At 33.4% G+C, this 18500-nt stretch carries 17 protein-coding genes; 9 read left to right on the top strand and 8 right to left on the bottom strand.

Annotated features, from left to right (window positions below):
- The first annotated feature begins 8 nt into the window (after nucleotides 1–8).
- Nucleotides 9–362 carry a nuclear transport factor 2 family protein gene (locus CW736_RS02125; RefSeq protein WP_101012341.1) on the top strand — a complete coding sequence of 118 codons (354 nt, stop codon included), beginning with the start codon at nucleotides 9–11 and terminating at the stop codon, nucleotides 360–362.
- A gap of 31 nt (nucleotides 363–393) precedes the next feature.
- A complete protein-coding gene (locus CW736_RS02120) occupies nucleotides 394–972 on the top strand; it encodes a YceI family protein (RefSeq protein ID WP_101012340.1) in 579 nt (192 codons plus the stop codon).
- A gap of 384 nt (nucleotides 973–1356) precedes the next feature.
- Here the strand turns inward: CW736_RS02120 and CW736_RS13995 are convergent, their stop codons facing one another.
- Nucleotides 1357–1515 (bottom strand): hypothetical protein, encoded by a 159-nt coding sequence (locus CW736_RS13995; protein WP_157810864.1) that lies wholly within the window; start codon nucleotides 1513–1515, stop codon nucleotides 1357–1359.
- A gap of 345 nt (nucleotides 1516–1860) precedes the next feature.
- Between CW736_RS13995 and CW736_RS02115 the strand changes: the two genes are divergently transcribed.
- From CW736_RS02115 to CW736_RS02100, 4 genes are all read left to right on the top strand, one after another.
- On the top strand, nucleotides 1861–2772 hold the full coding sequence (locus CW736_RS02115) for a DUF5996 family protein (RefSeq protein ID WP_101012339.1): 912 nt from the start codon (nucleotides 1861–1863) through the stop codon (nucleotides 2770–2772).
- Nucleotides 2773–3288: 516 nt separating this feature from the next.
- Nucleotides 3289–3972, top strand: coding sequence for a hypothetical protein (locus CW736_RS02110; protein ID WP_101012338.1), 684 nt, complete (start codon nucleotides 3289–3291; stop codon nucleotides 3970–3972).
- A gap of 222 nt (nucleotides 3973–4194) precedes the next feature.
- Entirely contained in the window at nucleotides 4195–4950 is a 756-nt protein-coding gene (locus CW736_RS02105; protein WP_101012337.1) for an FkbM family methyltransferase, read from the top strand.
- Nucleotides 4951–5000: 50 nt separating this feature from the next.
- On the top strand, nucleotides 5001–5270 hold the full coding sequence (locus tag CW736_RS02100; protein ID WP_232735395.1) for a transposase: 270 nt from the start codon (nucleotides 5001–5003) through the stop codon (nucleotides 5268–5270).
- A gap of 266 nt (nucleotides 5271–5536) precedes the next feature.
- Here the strand turns inward: CW736_RS02100 and CW736_RS02095 are convergent, their stop codons facing one another.
- Both CW736_RS02095 and CW736_RS02090 read right to left on the bottom strand, forming a co-directional pair.
- Entirely contained in the window at nucleotides 5537–6532 is a 996-nt protein-coding gene (locus CW736_RS02095) for a lipoate--protein ligase (RefSeq protein ID WP_232735394.1), read from the bottom strand.
- A 433-nt stretch (nucleotides 6533–6965) separates the two neighbouring features.
- Nucleotides 6966–7184: a hypothetical protein gene (locus tag CW736_RS02090; RefSeq protein WP_101012336.1), complete on the bottom strand. Its 219-nt coding sequence runs from the start codon at nucleotides 7182–7184 to the stop codon at nucleotides 6966–6968.
- A 346-nt stretch (nucleotides 7185–7530) separates the two neighbouring features.
- Here CW736_RS02090 and CW736_RS02085 point away from each other — a divergent pair, with 346 nt between their 5' ends.
- The 3 genes from CW736_RS02085 to CW736_RS02070 all read left to right on the top strand — a co-directional run bounded on the left by CW736_RS02085 (nucleotide 7531) and on the right by CW736_RS02070 (nucleotide 11322).
- Complete coding sequence (locus tag CW736_RS02085) at nucleotides 7531–8367, top strand: hypothetical protein (protein WP_101012335.1); 837 nt, start codon at nucleotides 7531–7533, stop codon at nucleotides 8365–8367.
- A 589-nt stretch (nucleotides 8368–8956) separates the two neighbouring features.
- Nucleotides 8957–10801: a hypothetical protein gene (locus CW736_RS02075; protein ID WP_101012333.1), complete on the top strand. Its 1845-nt coding sequence runs from the start codon at nucleotides 8957–8959 to the stop codon at nucleotides 10799–10801.
- A 203-nt stretch (nucleotides 10802–11004) separates the two neighbouring features.
- Nucleotides 11005–11322 carry a GIY-YIG nuclease family protein gene (locus CW736_RS02070; protein ID WP_101012332.1) on the top strand — a complete coding sequence of 106 codons (318 nt, stop codon included), beginning with the start codon at nucleotides 11005–11007 and terminating at the stop codon, nucleotides 11320–11322.
- A 111-nt stretch (nucleotides 11323–11433) separates the two neighbouring features.
- Here the strand turns inward: CW736_RS02070 and CW736_RS02065 are convergent, their stop codons facing one another.
- From CW736_RS02065 to CW736_RS02045, 5 genes are all read right to left on the bottom strand, one after another.
- Complete coding sequence (locus CW736_RS02065; RefSeq protein ID WP_101012331.1) at nucleotides 11434–13077, bottom strand: S8 family serine peptidase; 1644 nt, start codon at nucleotides 13075–13077, stop codon at nucleotides 11434–11436.
- Nucleotides 13078–13158: 81 nt separating this feature from the next.
- Nucleotides 13159–13350: a hypothetical protein gene (locus CW736_RS02060; protein ID WP_101012330.1), complete on the bottom strand. Its 192-nt coding sequence runs from the start codon at nucleotides 13348–13350 to the stop codon at nucleotides 13159–13161.
- Between the two features lie 96 nt (nucleotides 13351–13446).
- Nucleotides 13447–15159, bottom strand: coding sequence for a helix-turn-helix domain-containing protein (locus CW736_RS02055; protein ID WP_101012329.1), 1713 nt, complete (start codon nucleotides 15157–15159; stop codon nucleotides 13447–13449).
- Entirely contained in the window at nucleotides 15146–15988 is an 843-nt protein-coding gene (locus CW736_RS02050; protein WP_101012328.1) for a thiopeptide-type bacteriocin biosynthesis protein, read from the bottom strand. The genes CW736_RS02055 and CW736_RS02050 overlap by 14 nt, the downstream gene beginning before the upstream one ends.
- Nucleotides 15989–16079: 91 nt before the next feature.
- On the bottom strand, nucleotides 16080–18320 hold the full coding sequence (locus CW736_RS02045) for a lantibiotic dehydratase family protein (protein WP_101012327.1): 2241 nt from the start codon (nucleotides 18318–18320) through the stop codon (nucleotides 16080–16082).
- Nucleotides 18321–18500: the final 180 nt, after the last annotated feature.

The raw sequence follows: 18500 nt of genomic DNA, 5'->3' as shown, positions 1-18500 counted from the left end.
CAAAAAAGATGAATACATTATTAGAGAAAATCAGCACAGTTAATGACATGATACTAGAAGGAAAAGCTCTAGAGGCTTTTGATCAGTTTTACCATGATGATATTGTAATGCAAGAAAACGACAATCCAATTGTTGAAGGAAAAGTTGCCAATAGACAAAGAGAAGAAGACTTCTTTGCTGCTATTACAGAATTTAGAGGTGCTCAGCCTTTAAAAGTAACCGTCGGAGAAAATACAACTATGGTAGAGTGGCATTTTGATTATACTCATAAAGATTGGGGGATTAAAAATTACACCCAGGTTGCCGTACAAGACTGGAAAGACGGAAAAATAATAAAAGAGAAATTTTACTACGGCGCATAATTAATAATATTAACAATTTAAAAATAATAAAATGAAAAACTCAATGAAAAAACTAGCTACGCTAGTAATCCTATCAATTATGACATTCTCCTTTACGACAGCACAAGAGAATAGAAAAGAAATTAATGAAGGTAATAGTAAAGTTGTATGGAAAGGTTATAAAGTAACTGGTTCTCATGAAGGTACCATCTCAATTAAATCTGGACACTTAAATTTTGACAAAGATAAATTGACTGGAGGAAGTTTTGAAATAGATATGCCTACTATTACGGTTACCGATTTAGAAGGGGAGAGCAAAGGAAAATTAGAAGGTCATCTAAAATCTGATGATTTTTTTGGAGTCGCAAAATTCCCTTCAGCATCACTAAGCTTTACCAATGTAAAATCAACAGGTAAAAACTCATATAAAGTCACTGGAGATATCACGATAAAAGGAACAACAGAAACTGTCTCTTTTAATCTTTCAGTTTATGGAAACAAAGCTAATGTATCATTAAAATTAGATAGAACAAAATTTGATGTAAGATATGGCTCTACAAGTTTCTTTGATGGATTGAAAGACAAAGCAATTTATGACGAATTTGATTTAATTGCTGATTTAGAGTTTTAATAAATTAATTAAAGGAGAGTTCCATACTATTGGTGTTAGAAAAGCCCATGCCTCACAAAGAGCTGAGGTGAAAAAACAACTCTTTTCTTTATTAATTTAAGGTCTTATTATTCAAGGCTCACTGATTCATTCATTTGATGCTGTGAGCCTTTTTTAATTCACTTGAAGCATATTATTTAGGCAATACAGAAACCGGCGTTTTATCATACGGCCTACCTGTTTTTGCGAAAGCAACACATTGTTTCAGCAGCTTGTTTGTTACAACTATCAATGCTTATTCTGGAACGTCCTCTAGCGCTGCTGCCTGACGCTCCTATAGTTGGAACATGAGCGACACAACTGCTGTACAGGGAAATATTCTCAAATTTTGAAAAACATCGGTTATCACAAGTAAGAAGCAAAGCCTTTTATTGATCTCGCTTTCGCGAAAGCGAGAACACCAAACGCATCATTTTTGTACTGATGCTGACCTGTTACATTACTAGGAACGTCAAAGACATCTTTATTGATGTCAACTCCTAAAGTTTCTTTATATTTATTCATAAATATTGATTTAAAAAAGAACTAACTATTGGCATTTCAACAACTTAAAAACGAGATCTTAAGGTCTCACAGAGTGGAACGAAAAAAGAGTAGTAAAAGAGAGCGGATTATCAATGTTGTCCAAGTCACAACTTCACCGTATACAGCCCATAGCTAATTATTTGTATTACAGAGGTTAAGGTGTGTTTACAAGTCCAGAAAATTTTTAAATTTGGTTTATTGATAAAAAAAATTGAAATAGTAAGATGTAAAGATTCGGCTCGTTCTCAACCGAAAGCCTATTTATAATTGACAGGTTACGAGACATATACCAACACGTTGGCGTGCATTAATTAAAAAAAAGAAATGAAAAACAAACAAAATTGGCCGGTTTTAAATTTTGCAGAAATGCAAGACACCATTGAAACACTTCACCAGTGGATTCAAATCGTTGGTAAAATACGCCTAAGGACAATGCCATGGCAAAATCATTCTTGGCACACCGCACTCTACGTAACACCGAGCGGCTATTCAACCCATGGAATTCCATACCAAGGACAAATCTTCCAAATAGATTTTGACTTCAAAAAACACAAGCTGCTTATACAATGTTCCAATGCAGAAACAATAACGATAGACTTAAAACCAAAAACTGTAGCTAACTTTTATAAGGAGCTTTTTGAAAAGTTGTCCGGTCTTGGGATTGAGATAAAAATTCACTCCAAGCCAAATGAAATAGATCCTGCAATTCCATTCTCTGAGAACACTGTTAACAAATCATACGATCCAATTGCAGCGAATGCGCTATGGCAGGCTATGTTAAAAGCCAATGGAGTTTTTAATGAATTCAGAAGTGATTTTATTGGTAAAGCAAGTCCGGTCCATCTGTTCTGGGGCGCATTTGATTTGGCTGTTACCCGATTCTCAGGAAATGCTGCCCCGCTTCATCAAGGAGGAATGCCCAATATGTCATTGGAAGTGATGCAGGAAGCCTATTCACAAGAAGTAAGCAGTGCCGGTTTTTGGCCTGGATCTAAAGATGCTCCCATGCCGGTTTTTTATGCTTATGCATACCCTAGTGGCGCAAGTTTTGGAGAGCAAAAAGTCTTACCAAAAGAGGCTTTCTATAGTCCGGAAATGGGAGAGTTTTTCTTAAAATATGAAGATGTACAAAATTCAGAAAATCCAGAAAAAACATTACACGATTTTTTGCGTACAACCTACGAAGCTGCAACTAATATTTCTGAATGGGACAGACCTAAACTGGAGAAAAAATAAAAACGACACGCCAATAAAAAAGGGCTTTAGTAGCCACTGTTGGTATAACTATTGCCAGTGCAACGCAGCAATCTCCTGAAAGGAAAGACATTGCACGTATTTTTATTTCCTCTTCCCTTTAGAAATATGCTCTGCCATAAGCAATGCATTATAGGCATTAAGTACTTTACCAGATTGGAACAGTTGGTTAAAAGTCGTGGTTTTTTCTGGATCCTCTTCAGTAGGTTTCGCTACTTAACCATCTTTACACAGATTACGGTAAACCGTAAGATTCCTACCATATTTTGAAATAGATTTGTACCCTATACCAACGAACAACAGAGGTAAAGTACAATGATGCGCACCTGCTTTGAGAATACTAGTAGTATGGAGTTGTACGGACGTATGGACAGAACTATAGAACAAAAAAGAAGAGGACATCCACAATACCTTCATGATTAGAAGTATGCTTTTATCTCATATGTTAAATGTATATGGATTATATTTGAGTTGATATAACTAGTTGTGCCTAATTAAATGAAACACCTATTAATCATATTACTTTGTTCTAATTTTCTGATTTCACAGAATGAAATAGAAGTTGAATACTATTTTGAAAATCAATGTGGATCACTCACAAGTAAAGACAGCATTTCATTCGAATTACAGAATTTAAAAACAAATGAATCCTATTTTTCCGATAATCTAAAAGTAAAAATACCAAGTCCTGGTAAGTATGAATTATTTGTAACCATTAATGATAAAAACATTGAAAGAAGTTTTGAAGAAATTATTGAATTCAAAAACGTTTTAAGAGTAAACGATACTATCGCTATACCGAGAATTCTATACGTAACTGAAAAGTTAAATGATAACTTTGAGTACGACAATGAAATTGAACCAAAATATTACAATTGCCAAAACATCTGTGAGAATTACGAATTAGATTATTTCAAAAATGGAAAGACTAGATTCGAAGGCGAATTTAAAAACGGAAAACCAATTTGGAATTCGGAATATCAAAGAGACGGTTCATATATCAAATACCATTATGATAAATTAGACAGGTGGTACAAATGGGAATACTATGACCAAAATGGAAATCTAACTAAATACTTAAAAAATATTTACAGAAAAAAGTATTGGATTCAAAAGACATTCAATTCGAAAGGAAAACTTATGAGTAAAGAAATAAAAGTAAATTATCCAATAAATAACTAGGCACAACAACGTATATAGCTCATAGCTAATTAATTGATGAATCGAAGTCCAGGTATATTTGCAAGTTCGCCAAATTTTTTAATTTGGCTTATTGAGAAAAAAGATAATAATAAAATTAAAAAATTGGCTCGTGCTTACCCGAAAAGTAATCGCTATTTTGCACGCTACGAGCCATATACATAACCGTTGGCGGTAATCTTATAAATAATAATAATAATAATAATGACATACTATTCTCAAACAAGTCAAGACTTTATTATAGATAAATTACTTAAACGAAAGAAAAAGGGCTTCTTTTTTGATATAGGTGCTCATGACGGAATTACATTCTCAAATTCATATTTCTTCGAAAAGGAAAGAGGTTGGAATGGGATTTGTGTTGAACCTATACCAGATGTTTTTGAAAAGTTGAAAAAAAACAGAAATTGCAATCTAATAAATGGAGCTATTAGTGAAACATCAGAAAACACAACCTTCATAAAGGTTAGTGGTTATTCAGAAATGTTAAGTGGAATTAGTAAGTTCAGGGATTCAAGACATCAGGAAAGAACCTTATCAGAAATTTCACAATATGGTGGACAAATGGAAGAAATAGAAATTAGGACTTACTCCTTCGATGAGGTTTTCCAAAAGTTCAATATAAAAAAGATTGATTACCTGAGTTTAGATATTGAGGGTGGAGAATTTGAGGTATTGCAATCTATTAACTTTGGAAAATATAATATTTCGATTTTGACAGTTGAAAATAATTATCAAAGTTCGAAAATTCGAAATATGATGTCAACGAAAGGTTACTATTTGTTGTTAATAATAGGTGCAGATGATTTTTACATTAAAAAGGATATTTTACTTTCTGTTATAAAACAAATATTAAAGGATTGGTCTCTAATTAAAATCTTTTTTAAAGTTAGATTGAAACTTATTTATAATAGTTTAAAAATAATAATGAAAACCGCTAACAAAAATAAACGCTATTAAAACAAGCGCTTATTCAAACCGTTGTGGTGCATTGTGACCCGTCCTGAAATATGTATACACTAAACCAAATGTATGTGTATAAAAAGGATGGATATGTAAGACGCTATAGTGAAAGCTTTAAACTCCAAGTCCTTGACGAGCTTTCCAATGCAAACCACTCTAAAAGACAGGTAGGACTGCTCTACGGCATCCAACCCAGTACCATTAACGAATGGATAAAAAAGTACAATCGCAAAGATTTAATGAACACCCGCGTACTCGTGCAAACAGACGATGAACTTACCCGAATAAAGCCCTGCAAAAGGAGTTCAAACAGCTAAAGGAACTTCTCATAAGGAAAGACCTAGATAAGCTTATTGATGCTTGTTATCTCAAAGTAGCAGCTAATAAATTAGGCTATAAAGATGTTTTAGAACTTAAAAAAAAACTAAACATCTAGCACTAACGGAATCTATAGACAATAACCCAAAAGAAATACCTTTTAGCATCTTCACTATTTGCAAGGGATATGACTTGACTCGTGATGCATTTTATAAATACAAAAAAGGTCGCTCAGCAACCTTACATTTTTAAGAAACACTCCCAGTTAAAAAAACAATACGACCAACTCCTCTTCTGATATATTATCAAAGTACTCGCTGCTCTTAATTTCCTTTAATTTCTCTAATACGGCCTCCTCTCGGTGCTCCACTCCTATCAAGGCCTGTTTTACTTCATCTATGTCTCGGTTCACGAAGAAATCACCAAAAATATCGAGTTCAATAATCACCCCTTTATACACATTAAGGTGCACCTCCACATGCCCTCCATTGGTTTTTATTCCTTTCTTTAAACCATACTTGGGAGAGTAGCCATAGTTCCATGCCCAGGTGCTGTACTTTTCATCCGCTAGTTTTTGAATAGCTGCTTTATCCTTTACAGTTAATTGGTAAGGAATAGCATCAGGGTACATTTCAGTAATGTGGCGCATCACCTTTTGGCGAAACTGGTCTACGCCAATATCGTCTTTTAGATGGCGAGAAATATTTGTCACTCTACTACTTACCGACTTTCGAGCTTTCCCTTCAAACTTTAAAGGATTTACATTCAAGGCATCCGATATGTCCTGAATTTCAGAAGCATAAAGCAACGTACCATGGTGCAATACTCTTTGTTTTTTATGATAGATGTGTTCAGCATTACCAGAAAACTTCTGGTCATCAATCAGGATATCATTTCTTCCAGAAAAATGAGCCTTTACTCCCAATCCAGCTAAAACATCAATAATAGGCTGATTGTATTTTTTAAAATCAACTTTTGCACCTTCTTCGCCATAACCCATTATAAAGGTATAGTTAATGTTTCCCAAGTCGTGAAAAACAGCTCCACCACCTGTAAGGCGTCTTACGACCTTTATCCCACGCTGTTTTACATGGTTTACGTTTATCTCGGCAATCGTATTTTGATGTTTACCTACAATAATAGCGTTGTCATTGCGCCACAGCATGAAAATGTTATCATCAAAATTTTTGAGGAAGTACTCCTCTACCGCTTGGTTAAAATAAGGATCAAGACTCTGATTATCAATACAAAACATCTGCATAAAAATAAAATTTAAGAGGGGTCAAAAAATTAGAGTTATAAGTTTTGGAAAAATATTTATGAATTTGATGAGTCTTGTTGGAACATTTACGGTTCTATAATCCTCTTGCCTCATAATTTGTGCTAGAGACTCTTTACTGTTTTTATCTATTTTAAACTGATCAGCAAACTCTAGCAGATTATGTCCTTTAAACACCTCCTTTATACGCCCTGTTTATTGATTCTAAAATACGTATTTATATATTGACCTCAATGTATGTCATCAAAATACTCGTTCAATAATTATCTCTGTTAAAACTGCGTTTACAATAAAACATTCTGCACGTTGACGGTGGTGCATTTCATTTATTATCGTTTTATATATAATAATATCTCCTGTAAATGTCATTTTTTGGCCTTAAAGGAAGTTTTGTTATTGTCATTCTTGTTTTATTTTAGTCAACAACTGCACTATACTCATAAATTCCTATGATGTATTTTTCATTGCCGCAAAAGCAAAAAAGATGGGCATCTGGCAATTTACAAAAGAAGCGAAAAAAGATTTTTTTTGATATCGCTTTTGCGAAAGCGAGAAAACCAAACGCATCATTTTTGTACTGATGTTGACCTGTTGCACTACCAGGAACATCAAAGACATTTTTATTGATGCTCACTCCTAAAGTTTTTTATACTTATTCATAAACATTGATTTAAAAAAGAACTAGCTACAGGCGTCTCAACAACTTAAAAACGAGATCTTAAGGTCTCATAGAATGGAACGAAAAAAGAGTAGTAAAAGAGAGCGGATTATCCATGTTGTCGAAGTCACAACTTCACCGTATAGAGCCCACAGCTAATCATTTGTATTACAGAGCTTAAGGTGTGTTTACAAGACTGGCAAATTTTCAAATTTGGTTTATTGATAAAAAAGCAATAAGAAAATTAAAAAATTTAGGTCGTGTTCAGCCGAATAGTAATCGCTATTTTGCACGCTACTAGCTATCTGTAACAGCCTTACAGATGTTTTTTAATAAAAATAAAAAAATAAAAAGATTAAGTGTCCTAATTTTTGTGATTTTAGCCTCTGCAAATCTATTTGCACAAGTTGGTATTGGAACAACAGACCCACAATCTACACTAGATATAAATGGAAGTCCAAGTATAGCGAGCGAAGTAGATGGGCTTTTACCTCCAAGATTATTACGTTCGGAGCTTATTGCTAAAACTGGCTATGGTGCGCACCAAATGGGGATAATAATCTATGTTTCAGATTTAAGCGGAGCTACTAATACCCAAACAAGAAATGTTACAGAAGTAGGTTTTTATTATTTTAATGGTAATATGTGGGGAAAAATGGGTAGCAATAATTCTTCGGGAGATATAAAATCCGGGATTCAACTAACGGACCACGATGGATGGATCAGGTTAGATGGCAGAGCAAAAGCTACCTTAACTGTCACCCAACAAGTCCAAGCCACTGCCTTAGGTATAGGATCACTTTTACCTAATGCAGACAACGCTTATCTATCTCAAAATGGTGCAGCATTAGGGAGTGTAAGCGGAAGTAATAACAGATCAATAGCTAGAAGCCAGTTGCCTTTATTTACTTTAGGAGGTTCTACAAATACAGAAGGAGATCATGCTGATCTGGATATAATAGGAAGTTATAGTGCTGGTGGTAATACTGACACGAATATTAATGTAAATGATTGGGCAGTAATTAGATCTGTAGGAACTATAGGAGACCATGATCATGTTATTACTACAGACAATTTAAACAATACAGGAAGTCAACAAACTTTAGATATTACACCTGTTTCTTTAAGTGTTAATAGGTTTATTTATTTAGAAAATTAGGCATTATAAGAAGCTATTTCCCAACACCCTATAAAAGGCATTGCCAGTCCTCAACTACTTCAATACACCCACACCACACCTATAAAAAAAGGCTATAGCAGCAACTGTTTGTATAGTCATTGCGAGTGCAACGCAGCAATCTCCTGAAAGCAACCGTCATTGCCAGTGCAACGCAGCAATCTCCTGAAAGGGATCGTTATTGCGCGTATTTTTATTTCCTCTTCCCTTTAGAAATACGCTCTGCCATAAGCAATGCGTTATAAGCATTGAGCACTTTACCAGATTTGGACAGCTGATTAAAAGGGGTGGTTTTTTCAGGATCTTCTTTAGTGGGTGTTGTTACCCAACAATCTTTACACAGATTACGGTAAACCGTAAGATTCCTACCACATTTTGAAATAGATTTATACCCCTTACCAACCAGCAACAAAAGGAAAACAGGAGGCTTTTAAAAACCACACCACCTGCACGACTAGAAGTATGCTTTTATCCCATATCTTTATGGGCTATAGATGATATTTGAGTTGGTAGAACTAGTTAGCAACCATCTAAAACAATATCATGAACAAAAAGAACAAAACAAAGGAATATGAAGTTAGAAAAAATATTAGACAAGCTTGGTTCTCTAGAAAAGAACTCATTTATTAAAATAATAGATAATATAATCTCAAAACATCCTAAAAACGCAAAGGGAATTGAGAAAATATTGAGTTCGTCTGACAAGAGTTTAAAAACAGTCGACAATCAAAATATTTCTAACATATTTGAATTAATATCTACAGAATTCATCGACCACATCAAATGCGAATTTCAAGAAGCTAATTCACAATTAGACATACTGATTGACATTATTATTCGTGACGGAAATTGTATAATGCGACAAGATTGGTTTTCAAGATTGTATGAAAATGAAATCAAGAACCTAAAAACCAAGATTAAAACACTTAACACGGAATTAGAAAATGAAAAGTCTGAACTGAGTGATTTAAGAAAAAGAGATTATAAAATTTATAAGGCTTGTTTATCTGTAGCTTATACAAACGACATTGCAAATAACCGAGAAGCCAAAATAACATCTGACGAATTATCTATCATTTTAACTTTAGCGAAACAAATAGGGTTGTCTCAAGAAGAAATTAAGCTAATAAATTATTCTATATTACCTGTTAAAAAAGTTGAAATACAAGATGTAATTAATAATCTCAAAAATCTTGGGATTGTGTTTTATTCAAAAAAAGAAAATACAATTTATGTCGCAGACGAAATGGTAAGACTTTTAAGGAAAGTGAGGCAAAAAGAAGTAGCCGACAAATTTTACCGAAGAACTTTAAAACTTCTTAGGGAGCCAATAATTAACCAAATAGCCAAAAATCACAATATTGACAGAAAATTATCTGCCTCTCAAAAAATTGAGAAAATAATTAAAGAAGGAATTTCCTTCACAGAGTTACTTTTCAACGACATATATAAAGATGGAATTACCCTAACTGAAAAGAAAAAAACACTCAACGAACTTTGTGAAAAGAGCTTAAATATTCAAAATTTAAAAGGGAGTACCTTAGAAGATAAAATAAGCAGCTTAATTGAATATTTTGAAAATGTAGAGAAAGACGAAAAGGTTGGAATCTCGCTTGATGGTTTCGACAAAATGTTAACAGAGTTAAACATATCGTCACCAAATCTAAATAAGGACTTAAAGGAGCAATTTGAACTTCAAGACGAATATGTTCTAACAGCAAGTTACTTATTAGATTTCAATATAAAACCTCGTGATATTTTGGATTTACTTGAAAAGCCTGACTTGACAAAATTCATAAAAGGCAACGGAATAAAACTGCGTGGAGACGATACTCTAAATATTCTTGACCACTACAAAGATGTTGAAAATCTTTACTTAGAAAATTATGAAAATGTTGCTTACAGAAATTTGAATCTGCTAAAAGAAAACGGAATCTTAATCAAGGAAAGTGAGCTTGGACTTAAGTTTGAAGAATTGACTAAAATTATCTTTAAAGGTTTAGCTTTTAACGTAGATGAAAAGTTTAAAAATCAACTGAACACACAAAAGGATATGATGGATATTCTTTTGAATTTAGGTAAAAATGAAATTATAATAGTTGAATGTAAAACAAGTAAGGAAAAGGGTTACAACAAATTTAGTTCTGTTTCAAGACAACTCAAATCATATCAAAATTTAGCATTAAGAAACAACTTGCGAATAGTTAAAATTTTACTTGTAGCACCTGAATTTAGTGACGATTTTGTCTATGACTGCGAAATGGATACGGAAATGAATCTATCTTTATTGACAGCTTCTACTCTTTCCAAAATACACGAAGCATTTAAATCTTCAAAATATGAGGAATTTCCACACGTATTATTTAGAGATATCGTAATTAACGAAGAAAGAATTTTAAAGGCTCTAAGTAAATAAAGCCAGTTGCTAACAATGTGTTTAAAAAATGCTTGTTCTCGTTTACTTATTAAAATTCTCACAGATGCTGATTGGGTTGGTTAGGGGATAGATGTGGTTCTTAAATACACACCATGCTCCTGAAGTGCGGGACGCACATTAAACAGATTGCTTCGCTTCGCTCGCAATGACGAAATGGAGGCTCGCAATGACAGAAATAAAAAATGAAACCTGGCTATATCTACATACTCACTAATAAAAATAATACCACATTGTATGTAGGTATCACTAGTAATTTAACGCAGCGCATTCAACAACATAAAGAGAAACACCATAAAAAATCATTTACAGCGAGGTATAATTTAGACAAGTTGGTGTACTATGAAGCCTTTCAAATGATAGGAGATGCCATTGGAAGAGAGAAACAATTAAAAGCAGGCAGTAGAGCCAAGAAAATAGCATTAATAGAGAAGGAGAATAGCGCATGGAGCGATTTAACTGCACAAGCAAGAGATTGCTTCGGCGAAAGTACCTCGCAATGACCCAATCAACTGCCATTGCGAGGCCAGTGCAACGCGGCAATCTCCTGAAAGGACCGTCATTGCGAGTGCAACGCAGCAATCTTCTGAAAGGGACCGTTATTGAGCGTATTTTTATTTCCTCTTCCCTTTAGAAATACGCTCTGCCATAAGCAATGCGTTATAAGCATTAAGTACTTTACCAGATTTAGACAGCTGATTAAAAGGGGTGGTTTTTTCTGGATCTTCTTCAGTAGGTGTGGCAACCTCAAGGGTATATTCTACACCAGAATCCATAAGAATGTGCTTGACCTCTGATGCGGTAAGGTCAGGGTAATAAGAACGTATCAATGCGGCTACTCCAGACGTGACTGCTGCTGATGACGATGTGCCTCCCGAATTATTTACATATGTATTATTAGGAGAAGTTGTGTAAATTTCATTTCCAGGAGCAAATAGGTCTACATCTATGGTCCCGTAATTGGAATAGCCAGGTACAAATCCTTTATTGAGGTTATGGTTACTTGCTCCTACCAGAATAAAATTATCAGAAACCTCGGTGCCATCAGTTAATTTATCGTTAGGATATTTTACATTTTGATTTAAATTAAGGCCGTCATTACCGGCAATGGAGATTATAAGAACATCATTTTGATCGGCATATTTTATAGCATCTAGAACCCAATTTTCATACAGAGAGAATTCTTTCCAAAAGCTCATGTTTATAACCTTAGCCCCGTTATCTACAGCATATCTGATCGACAGAGCAATATCCTTGTCATGTTCGTCGCCATAGGCCGAAATAGCTAAAGGCATAATTTCAACTTCATTGTTTCTAGAAATTCCAGTGATGATACCAGACATTTTGGTGCCGTGATTTAAAAACTCAACATTGTTGCTCATCAAGTTGTTGCCATAAATAGTATCCGTAATGTCATCAGGATTATCACCTTGAATTTCACGGTCATTGTATTCTATGACCAATAATTTTTCAACCATATTGGTGGCATGTTTTTTTTCTTTTAGAACCAACGAATCGTCAATATTATTTTTTAAACAATCTGTCATGACAAGAAAATGGAAGTCATCAATATTGGTTGATTTAGATTGCTTTAAACTATCTATAGCCTCTAAAGTATAAGGTCTATTCTTAAAATAGGGAGCTATTTCTTTTACAGCAGCAAAATAAAAATCATATAAGCGATCGTAATTGTCTTTCTCTGCTAAAAAATATTTTAATCTCACCTCATGTCTTTTTTTAACCTTTTGATAATATGAAAAAAGTTTAGCGTCATTGGGATTAAGATTTGTTGTGTCTTTATCCTTAAAGTAAGGAGTTAATTTTCTTAGAATTCTAGTAGATTCAAAATTGACATATTTATTGTTTTCACCTTGAGCATTCCCTAGGAAATTCCATCCATGGATATCATCAACATAACCATTATTATCATCGTCAATTTGATTATCTGCAATTTCCTTTTTGTTGACCCATATTTGGTGAGCTAGATCCTTATGATTGATATCTGTTTCATTGTCAATTACAGCTACTATTGTTTTATGATCCTTTCTGTCTTTGGTTAAAAGACTGTCATAAGCTCTATTTAAACTTATACCTGGAACCGTATCTAATTGTAGGTCTTTAAAGTGCCAGTTTTTGAAATCATCTAATTTTATTTCCTGTATGTTAATTACAGGACTATGCACTGGTTCAAACGTTTGTTTTGTTTTACAAGAGACACTAATTATTAAGATTAAAACGAAAACTAAATTATCTTTCATAATACAGGTATTTGCTAATATAATTATTGGTAATAACACGCCTTTAACAAGGCGTGTTTTTTAATATTTCAATTTAAAAATTCAACTTTTTACAATTGAATTGTCAGGCATTTTTATGAGTGATGTTAACAAACACCTTTCTTTTCCATCATTGGTATTACCTGTATTTGTGCCTCCATCGTCAGCACCTGTTCCTGTTCCTCCCATTATTTTTGAAGGATCGTTCAAGGTAGCAATTTTAAACTTTCGGATACTTAATTTACTTTTTTTCATGATGTAGGTATTTAAATGATTCATACAAATGAACATAATAAAAGATGGTATTTATAAACTAAAACCTCGATATTAGTCGATATTCATGAATATCGACTAAGTTTGTTGGCTGTTTTCTAACTCTTTAAGGAAATAGGAAGGCTTAATTCCTTTATGCTTATAAAACGCTTTAGAAAAAGATTCGGAGTTGCTAAAGCCTACTTCGTTAGCGATAGCTTTTATCGTAAACTTCCTAATGTTAGGATCTCTTTTTGCTAAGTCAATAAAATAGTTGACGCGTAATAAGTTTAAATAATTAGAAAAGGAGCGTTTTTTATAATGGTTGATGACCTTAGATAGGTAGTTGCTGTTCGTTTCTAACTCTTTTGCTAGTGAATTAAGGGTGAGATTTAGTAATAGATACTTTTGTTGATTTTCAAATTGTTGAAGCCCCAATAGAATGCCATTTATGATCTCTTGAGAGATCTCTAGTTCTGCTATAGTGTTGGCGGTGTTTAGTTCTTTGTCTTTGTCATCACTAACTTCTGTGAGTTTTTGATCTTCTACTCCAGTCATTATTTGGTCAAACTTCTTTTTATAGACCGTTTTTTTATAATACTGAAAGATAAGAACTATCAAGCTGATTGCTAGTAGGATGGTAAAAGCGAGAATTATTTTTTTAAACAATAAGTCCTTTTCGCCCATTTGTTGCAGAATCATTTCTTTTTCTGACTCTAATTGCGGAATATCATATTCTTTAAAGATTCCTTTACTTAAATACAGTTCTTCCTCGTGTAACAAACTATCTACTTTTATCAATTGATTGATATAGTATAATTGGTTTTTTAGGTCTTTCTCTTTCCTATAATGCTTAATAAGTTCTTCATAGGATTTTCTAGATATATTATATACCGCTTCATTTTTTTTAAAAAGGCTATCTACCTTTTTATGGTATCTTATAGCTGCTTTTTCATTACCCAATTCTTGATGTGATTTACCAGAGTAATAATAAGCATAAGGTAAATTGTTTGTGTCTTCTTTATTTTCATAATAGGGTGTATGCTTCTCAAGACTATCTATAGCCGCGGGAAATTGTCCTTTATAATAAAGCGAAACTCCTTCGTTTAAAGAGAAGTGTTTTACATAAGATTCCTTACCGTATTTTGCAGCTACTTTCATTCCTAACTTATTATAAAAGGATGATGAATCGCCTTGCTGCATATCATTATAAATATTAGCAATGGCGGTAATCGTACTTAAGTAATTTATTGTGTCCAGATTCGTCTTTTTATTTAGAAGGTGATAATGATAAACCTCTTTATAAAGCTTCAACGCTTCTTCTTTTTCATTGATTTTTCTTTTTAATATTCCTAAATCATATTTTGATTTAAAAATGTACTTTGAATTGTTTAACTTTTGTGCATAAAAAGAAACTTTCAGGTAGTTATCAAGCGCCTTAGGGTAGTTCTTTAAGTTAAAATAGTAACCTCCTTTTAATTTATATGCTTGCATTAAATATGAGTCTTTCATATCAGGTTTTGAGAGCTCAATAATGCTATCACAGTACTTAATCATTGTATAGTCATTATATATATAAGCCTTCACATTATAGCCGCCAATTAAATATTCAGTATTATCTTCATTTTTTGCTTTTTTAATTAAAGCATCTGAAAGCAAATTAAATTCCTCAAATTTCTTCGCATGGTTTATCAGGGTAAATAATTCATTATATGTTTTATCCCTCAAAGTATCTACAACTTTTTGCCCCATGGCTATAAAAGAACAACAAAAACATAAAATCGCTAGAATTGTTATATTATAATTTCCCATACCTTGCCATTTTAGATTTGTGTTTTTTGTATAGAAAACTGTAGATAAGCATCTCGTGTAATCGTTGTTGTGATCTAAAAATCCTATTGATGCTCATATGTATATAGCTGGAAATCAAGTCTTCTAAAGATACATCTAAAAGATTATTTTTCTCTGCATCTCGAATGCTTTTTATGACGGCACTTAATAATACCTCCTGTTTAGCCCTTATGGAAGAGCTCTGGAACAAGCGTTTCTCTAGATTCTTATATTTTAAGTTCAACTGTTTAGTCGTCTGTTTTTTTACTTCAAACTCCTCTTTAAACTGTAGCTGCATACGGTCTAAAAAAGCGATTTGCGCTATGTCCGCTAATTGGAATAAACCTATGAGTTCTTCTACCCAATGAAATGCGTGCACCAATCGTTCTTCATCATTTGTAGATTGTTCTATCATACATAGGACTTGCTCACTATCATAAAAAAACACAGATTCAGCACTTGTCATAGTATGTGTTCCATACCGCTCTAATTCTCTTTGATAGGTTGCCAGTTGTACGTCCCATATTTGTCTATTCTCTAAATACAGATCTAAAGAGTCACGCATCATAAGTATGATTTTAGAGATGCTTTCTTCACAAGTGATGTGGAACCTCAGTCTTAAATGGGGGTCTGGATCAGCATACCTTATAAAAAACCATTTATCTATACATTTATCTTTTAACAGGTTGGTGCAAATTGGTTTTATGACTTGTAGCAATACCTCATCGGCTGTTTTTACACCGCAGTATATTTTGTAATAGATCCATTCTGTACCTATTGAAAATGTTTTATCTACGGTTTTTTCTGTCATTATAGGCTGGTGCAAGAAATGGGTTGCTTTTTTAGTTTTGATGCTCTATTGTTTATGATGTTTCGCTTTCGCGAAAGCGGAACAGTTATAATTAATGTTCTCCATCATAATCCATTCGTTTTAGTTGGTCCTTATTATAAAAGGATACTACAAATTGATTGCAATAGGAGTTTCCTTTTTGATCATTTACCACAGCTTTTTCTTCAAACAGAAATTCCTCTAGTCTAAAATTCGATTTACTTTTAACAGTATGCAACAGCATGTTTACAGAAGCTTTGCTCTTTAAATAGATCAACAATTTATTATCTCCTTCTATAAGCTCTACTTGATCTGGTAGCTGTAAGGAAGATTGCCATTTGCTTATGGCTTTCATGATGTCCTGTTCTTTTAAAATAGCTTTAAAAGTGGCTGTTTCTATATTCCATCTCGCTTTTGAAAAAATCATATTTTCACAAGTGACTCTAGGTAAAAAGCTCAGATTTTTATGAATCTCGTTCCATTCAAAACCTATCCAAGAGCGCTTGTTTTCACTTTGCAACTCACAGAGAAACTGATAAATAGGTAAAGAACTACCACTGTAATTATGGGCGTTCCCCAACCTAGGGATGATCTGTTTGTTGAGTCTTTTGGATCTTAAAACAATCTTTTTATTCTTTACCGATATGAATAAATCTTCTATGGGAATTTGAAATTCTTCTGGCACACTGGATTTTCCTAAGTATGGGATTTCATAATTTCTAAAACGAGGGCGTTGTAATATGTTACCTGTTCTCGCTTCTGGCAAATGAACAATCTCTGCCAGTATCGCATCTTTGTTGATTTGCTTTTCTATACCTACTATATGATGTACCTGATCTAATAATTCTTGTGTTCCATGACTAAACCTGCCTAACAAATTCACAGCACTACTACCTCCAGCTCCTTTTATAAACAGTTGGTCTTCCTTATAGACCTCTATAATAGAAGATAGGGTGTCTGGTAAATCGGAGAAATTAACTGTTATGTCTTTAAAATCTTCCTCTTTTAATGAAAGAACATAGTTGTTTTGCTGGGTTGCAGTTATCAATTTTTTATGGATTATATGATCTATATCGGTCCATATTATGTGCTGGTAGCGTTTTGGTTTTGTATGGCCTACTTGAAGATCATCTAGTATGGAGTTGCTGTCTTCTTTTTTGGAACCATAACCTATTCCAGTTTCTGCATCAAGTACTAGATGCAAGGGGACTTCTGACTCTTCAAAACGTTTGGTAAAGTTAGTTTTAAAGTCAACTAAATTCCTCCCAGTAGATGCCACTGTTAATTTATTGAATAATAAGAAGGCTTTGTGAAGTTGTTTTTTTATGTCCTTGCTCAAACTATTGTGATGTGATATAGAAAAACAATCGGTCTGGAATAAATATTTGGTATCCAGGTCTGGCACTAATTCTTGAGCGATTTTTATAGGTTTTTTATAATGTTCTATGGTATTACCTATTGTATGATCCAGTCTGTTTAAGCTTTTTTGAAGTTCTAATAGTTTTTTATAAGTGCCTTTAGAGGCGGGTAATTTCTTTAATCGATCCATTAAACGGGTCAAATAATCTTCTCCAGTTAGAGTGATTTCTAATTCTGAAACTAGTATTTGATGATGGATCAGTTGTTCTATAAAATCTATAGCTTCTTGTAAGTTAATATCTTCATCTACTAATAAAATTGCCAGCTCTTTTATGGTTTTACCTGATTGTGCTTGTGCTATAATCAATTCTAATACATCGGTCTTTATGATGCCTTCAAGAGAATAGGATCTTCTCTTATGATGGATACGGTATTCTACATACCTGTAATGGTCGTTGATCTTATATAAACTCGTATTAGGGTAAAACAGTAATTCTGATTGAAGTGCTTTATCTTCTAGTAAAATCTGAGAGAGTTGTGCTAGAAAAGTGGTGTCAAATCTTGTACAGCGCTTGTAGGTACTTTGATCCTGTAAGATAACTTTAGTAGCTTCTCCAAAGCTGCCTGAAGAACAAGAAGCAAAAAGCCCAAAAGGCGTGCATCGTGTCGTGATTCTTGTAGTGTATTTTAAAATTGCAACCTTTAATCGTTCTATTTTCTTGGCATCTTTTAAAAAGCCTTTTTCCCATTTTATAATCTGAGCATATAACTCTGGTGAAGCCAAGTAAATCCCTTCTCTTAGAACAGGGTTTTTAAGAACTTGATGAAAAATCGAGTCTGATGATAAGTCTTTACTTAGGGTGTTTTGATAGAAATTAAATGGCGCTAATGGGGTTCTCAGAACATACTGAGTTAGGATTTGGTAACTATTTTTATACGGCTCCCTCAATTTCATTAAGAATATTTTAACAAATATATAGAATTACATTATGTATAACAAATTGGCTTAATTAATACGTCATCTAATCCTTTTTTATGATTTTAGTACTTTAAAATCATTAAAAAAGACTCGTTATTCATGAATGTCGACAATAAGAATTTGCATATTAGCGCATCATGCCCTTACATTTACAAT

Origin of the sequence: Nonlabens sp. MB-3u-79, assembly GCF_002831625.1 — a bacterium.
Taxonomy (GTDB): Bacteria; Bacteroidota; Bacteroidia; order Flavobacteriales; family Flavobacteriaceae; genus Nonlabens.
The sequence above is the reverse complement of the archived record's forward strand: the minus strand, read 5'-3'. Positions and strand labels throughout refer to the sequence as shown.

What these genes read in the sequence shown, in the direction of transcription:
- CW736_RS02125 (WP_101012341.1), top strand. Translation starts at nt 9, where the DNA reads ATGAATACATTATTAGAGAAAATCAGCACAGTTAATGACATGATACTA.
- CW736_RS02120 (WP_101012340.1), top strand. Translation starts at nt 394, where the DNA reads ATGAAAAACTCAATGAAAAAACTAGCTACGCTAGTAATCCTATCAATT.
- CW736_RS13995 (WP_157810864.1), bottom strand. Translation starts at nt 1,515, where the DNA reads ATGAATAAATATAAAGAAACTTTAGGAGTTGACATCAATAAAGATGTC.
- CW736_RS02115 (WP_101012339.1), top strand. Translation starts at nt 1,861, where the DNA reads ATGAAAAACAAACAAAATTGGCCGGTTTTAAATTTTGCAGAAATGCAA.
- CW736_RS02110 (WP_101012338.1), top strand. Translation starts at nt 3,289, where the DNA reads ATGAAACACCTATTAATCATATTACTTTGTTCTAATTTTCTGATTTCA.
- CW736_RS02105 (WP_101012337.1), top strand. Translation starts at nt 4,195, where the DNA reads ATGACATACTATTCTCAAACAAGTCAAGACTTTATTATAGATAAATTA.
- CW736_RS02100 (WP_232735395.1), top strand. Translation starts at nt 5,001, where the DNA reads ATGTATACACTAAACCAAATGTATGTGTATAAAAAGGATGGATATGTA.
- CW736_RS02095 (WP_232735394.1), bottom strand. Translation starts at nt 6,532, where the DNA reads ATGCAGATGTTTTGTATTGATAATCAGAGTCTTGATCCTTATTTTAAC.
- CW736_RS02085 (WP_101012335.1), top strand. Translation starts at nt 7,531, where the DNA reads ATGTTTTTTAATAAAAATAAAAAAATAAAAAGATTAAGTGTCCTAATT.
- CW736_RS02075 (WP_101012333.1), top strand. Translation starts at nt 8,957, where the DNA reads ATGAAGTTAGAAAAAATATTAGACAAGCTTGGTTCTCTAGAAAAGAAC.
- CW736_RS02070 (WP_101012332.1), top strand. Translation starts at nt 11,005, where the DNA reads ATGAAACCTGGCTATATCTACATACTCACTAATAAAAATAATACCACA.
- CW736_RS02065 (WP_101012331.1), bottom strand. Translation starts at nt 13,077, where the DNA reads ATGAAAGATAATTTAGTTTTCGTTTTAATCTTAATAATTAGTGTCTCT.
- CW736_RS02060 (WP_101012330.1), bottom strand. Translation starts at nt 13,350, where the DNA reads ATGAAAAAAAGTAAATTAAGTATCCGAAAGTTTAAAATTGCTACCTTG.
- CW736_RS02055 (WP_101012329.1), bottom strand. Translation starts at nt 15,159, where the DNA reads ATGGGAAATTATAATATAACAATTCTAGCGATTTTATGTTTTTGTTGT.
- CW736_RS02050 (WP_101012328.1), bottom strand. Translation starts at nt 15,988, where the DNA reads ATGACAGAAAAAACCGTAGATAAAACATTTTCAATAGGTACAGAATGG.
- CW736_RS02045 (WP_101012327.1), bottom strand. Translation starts at nt 18,320, where the DNA reads ATGAAATTGAGGGAGCCGTATAAAAATAGTTACCAAATCCTAACTCAG.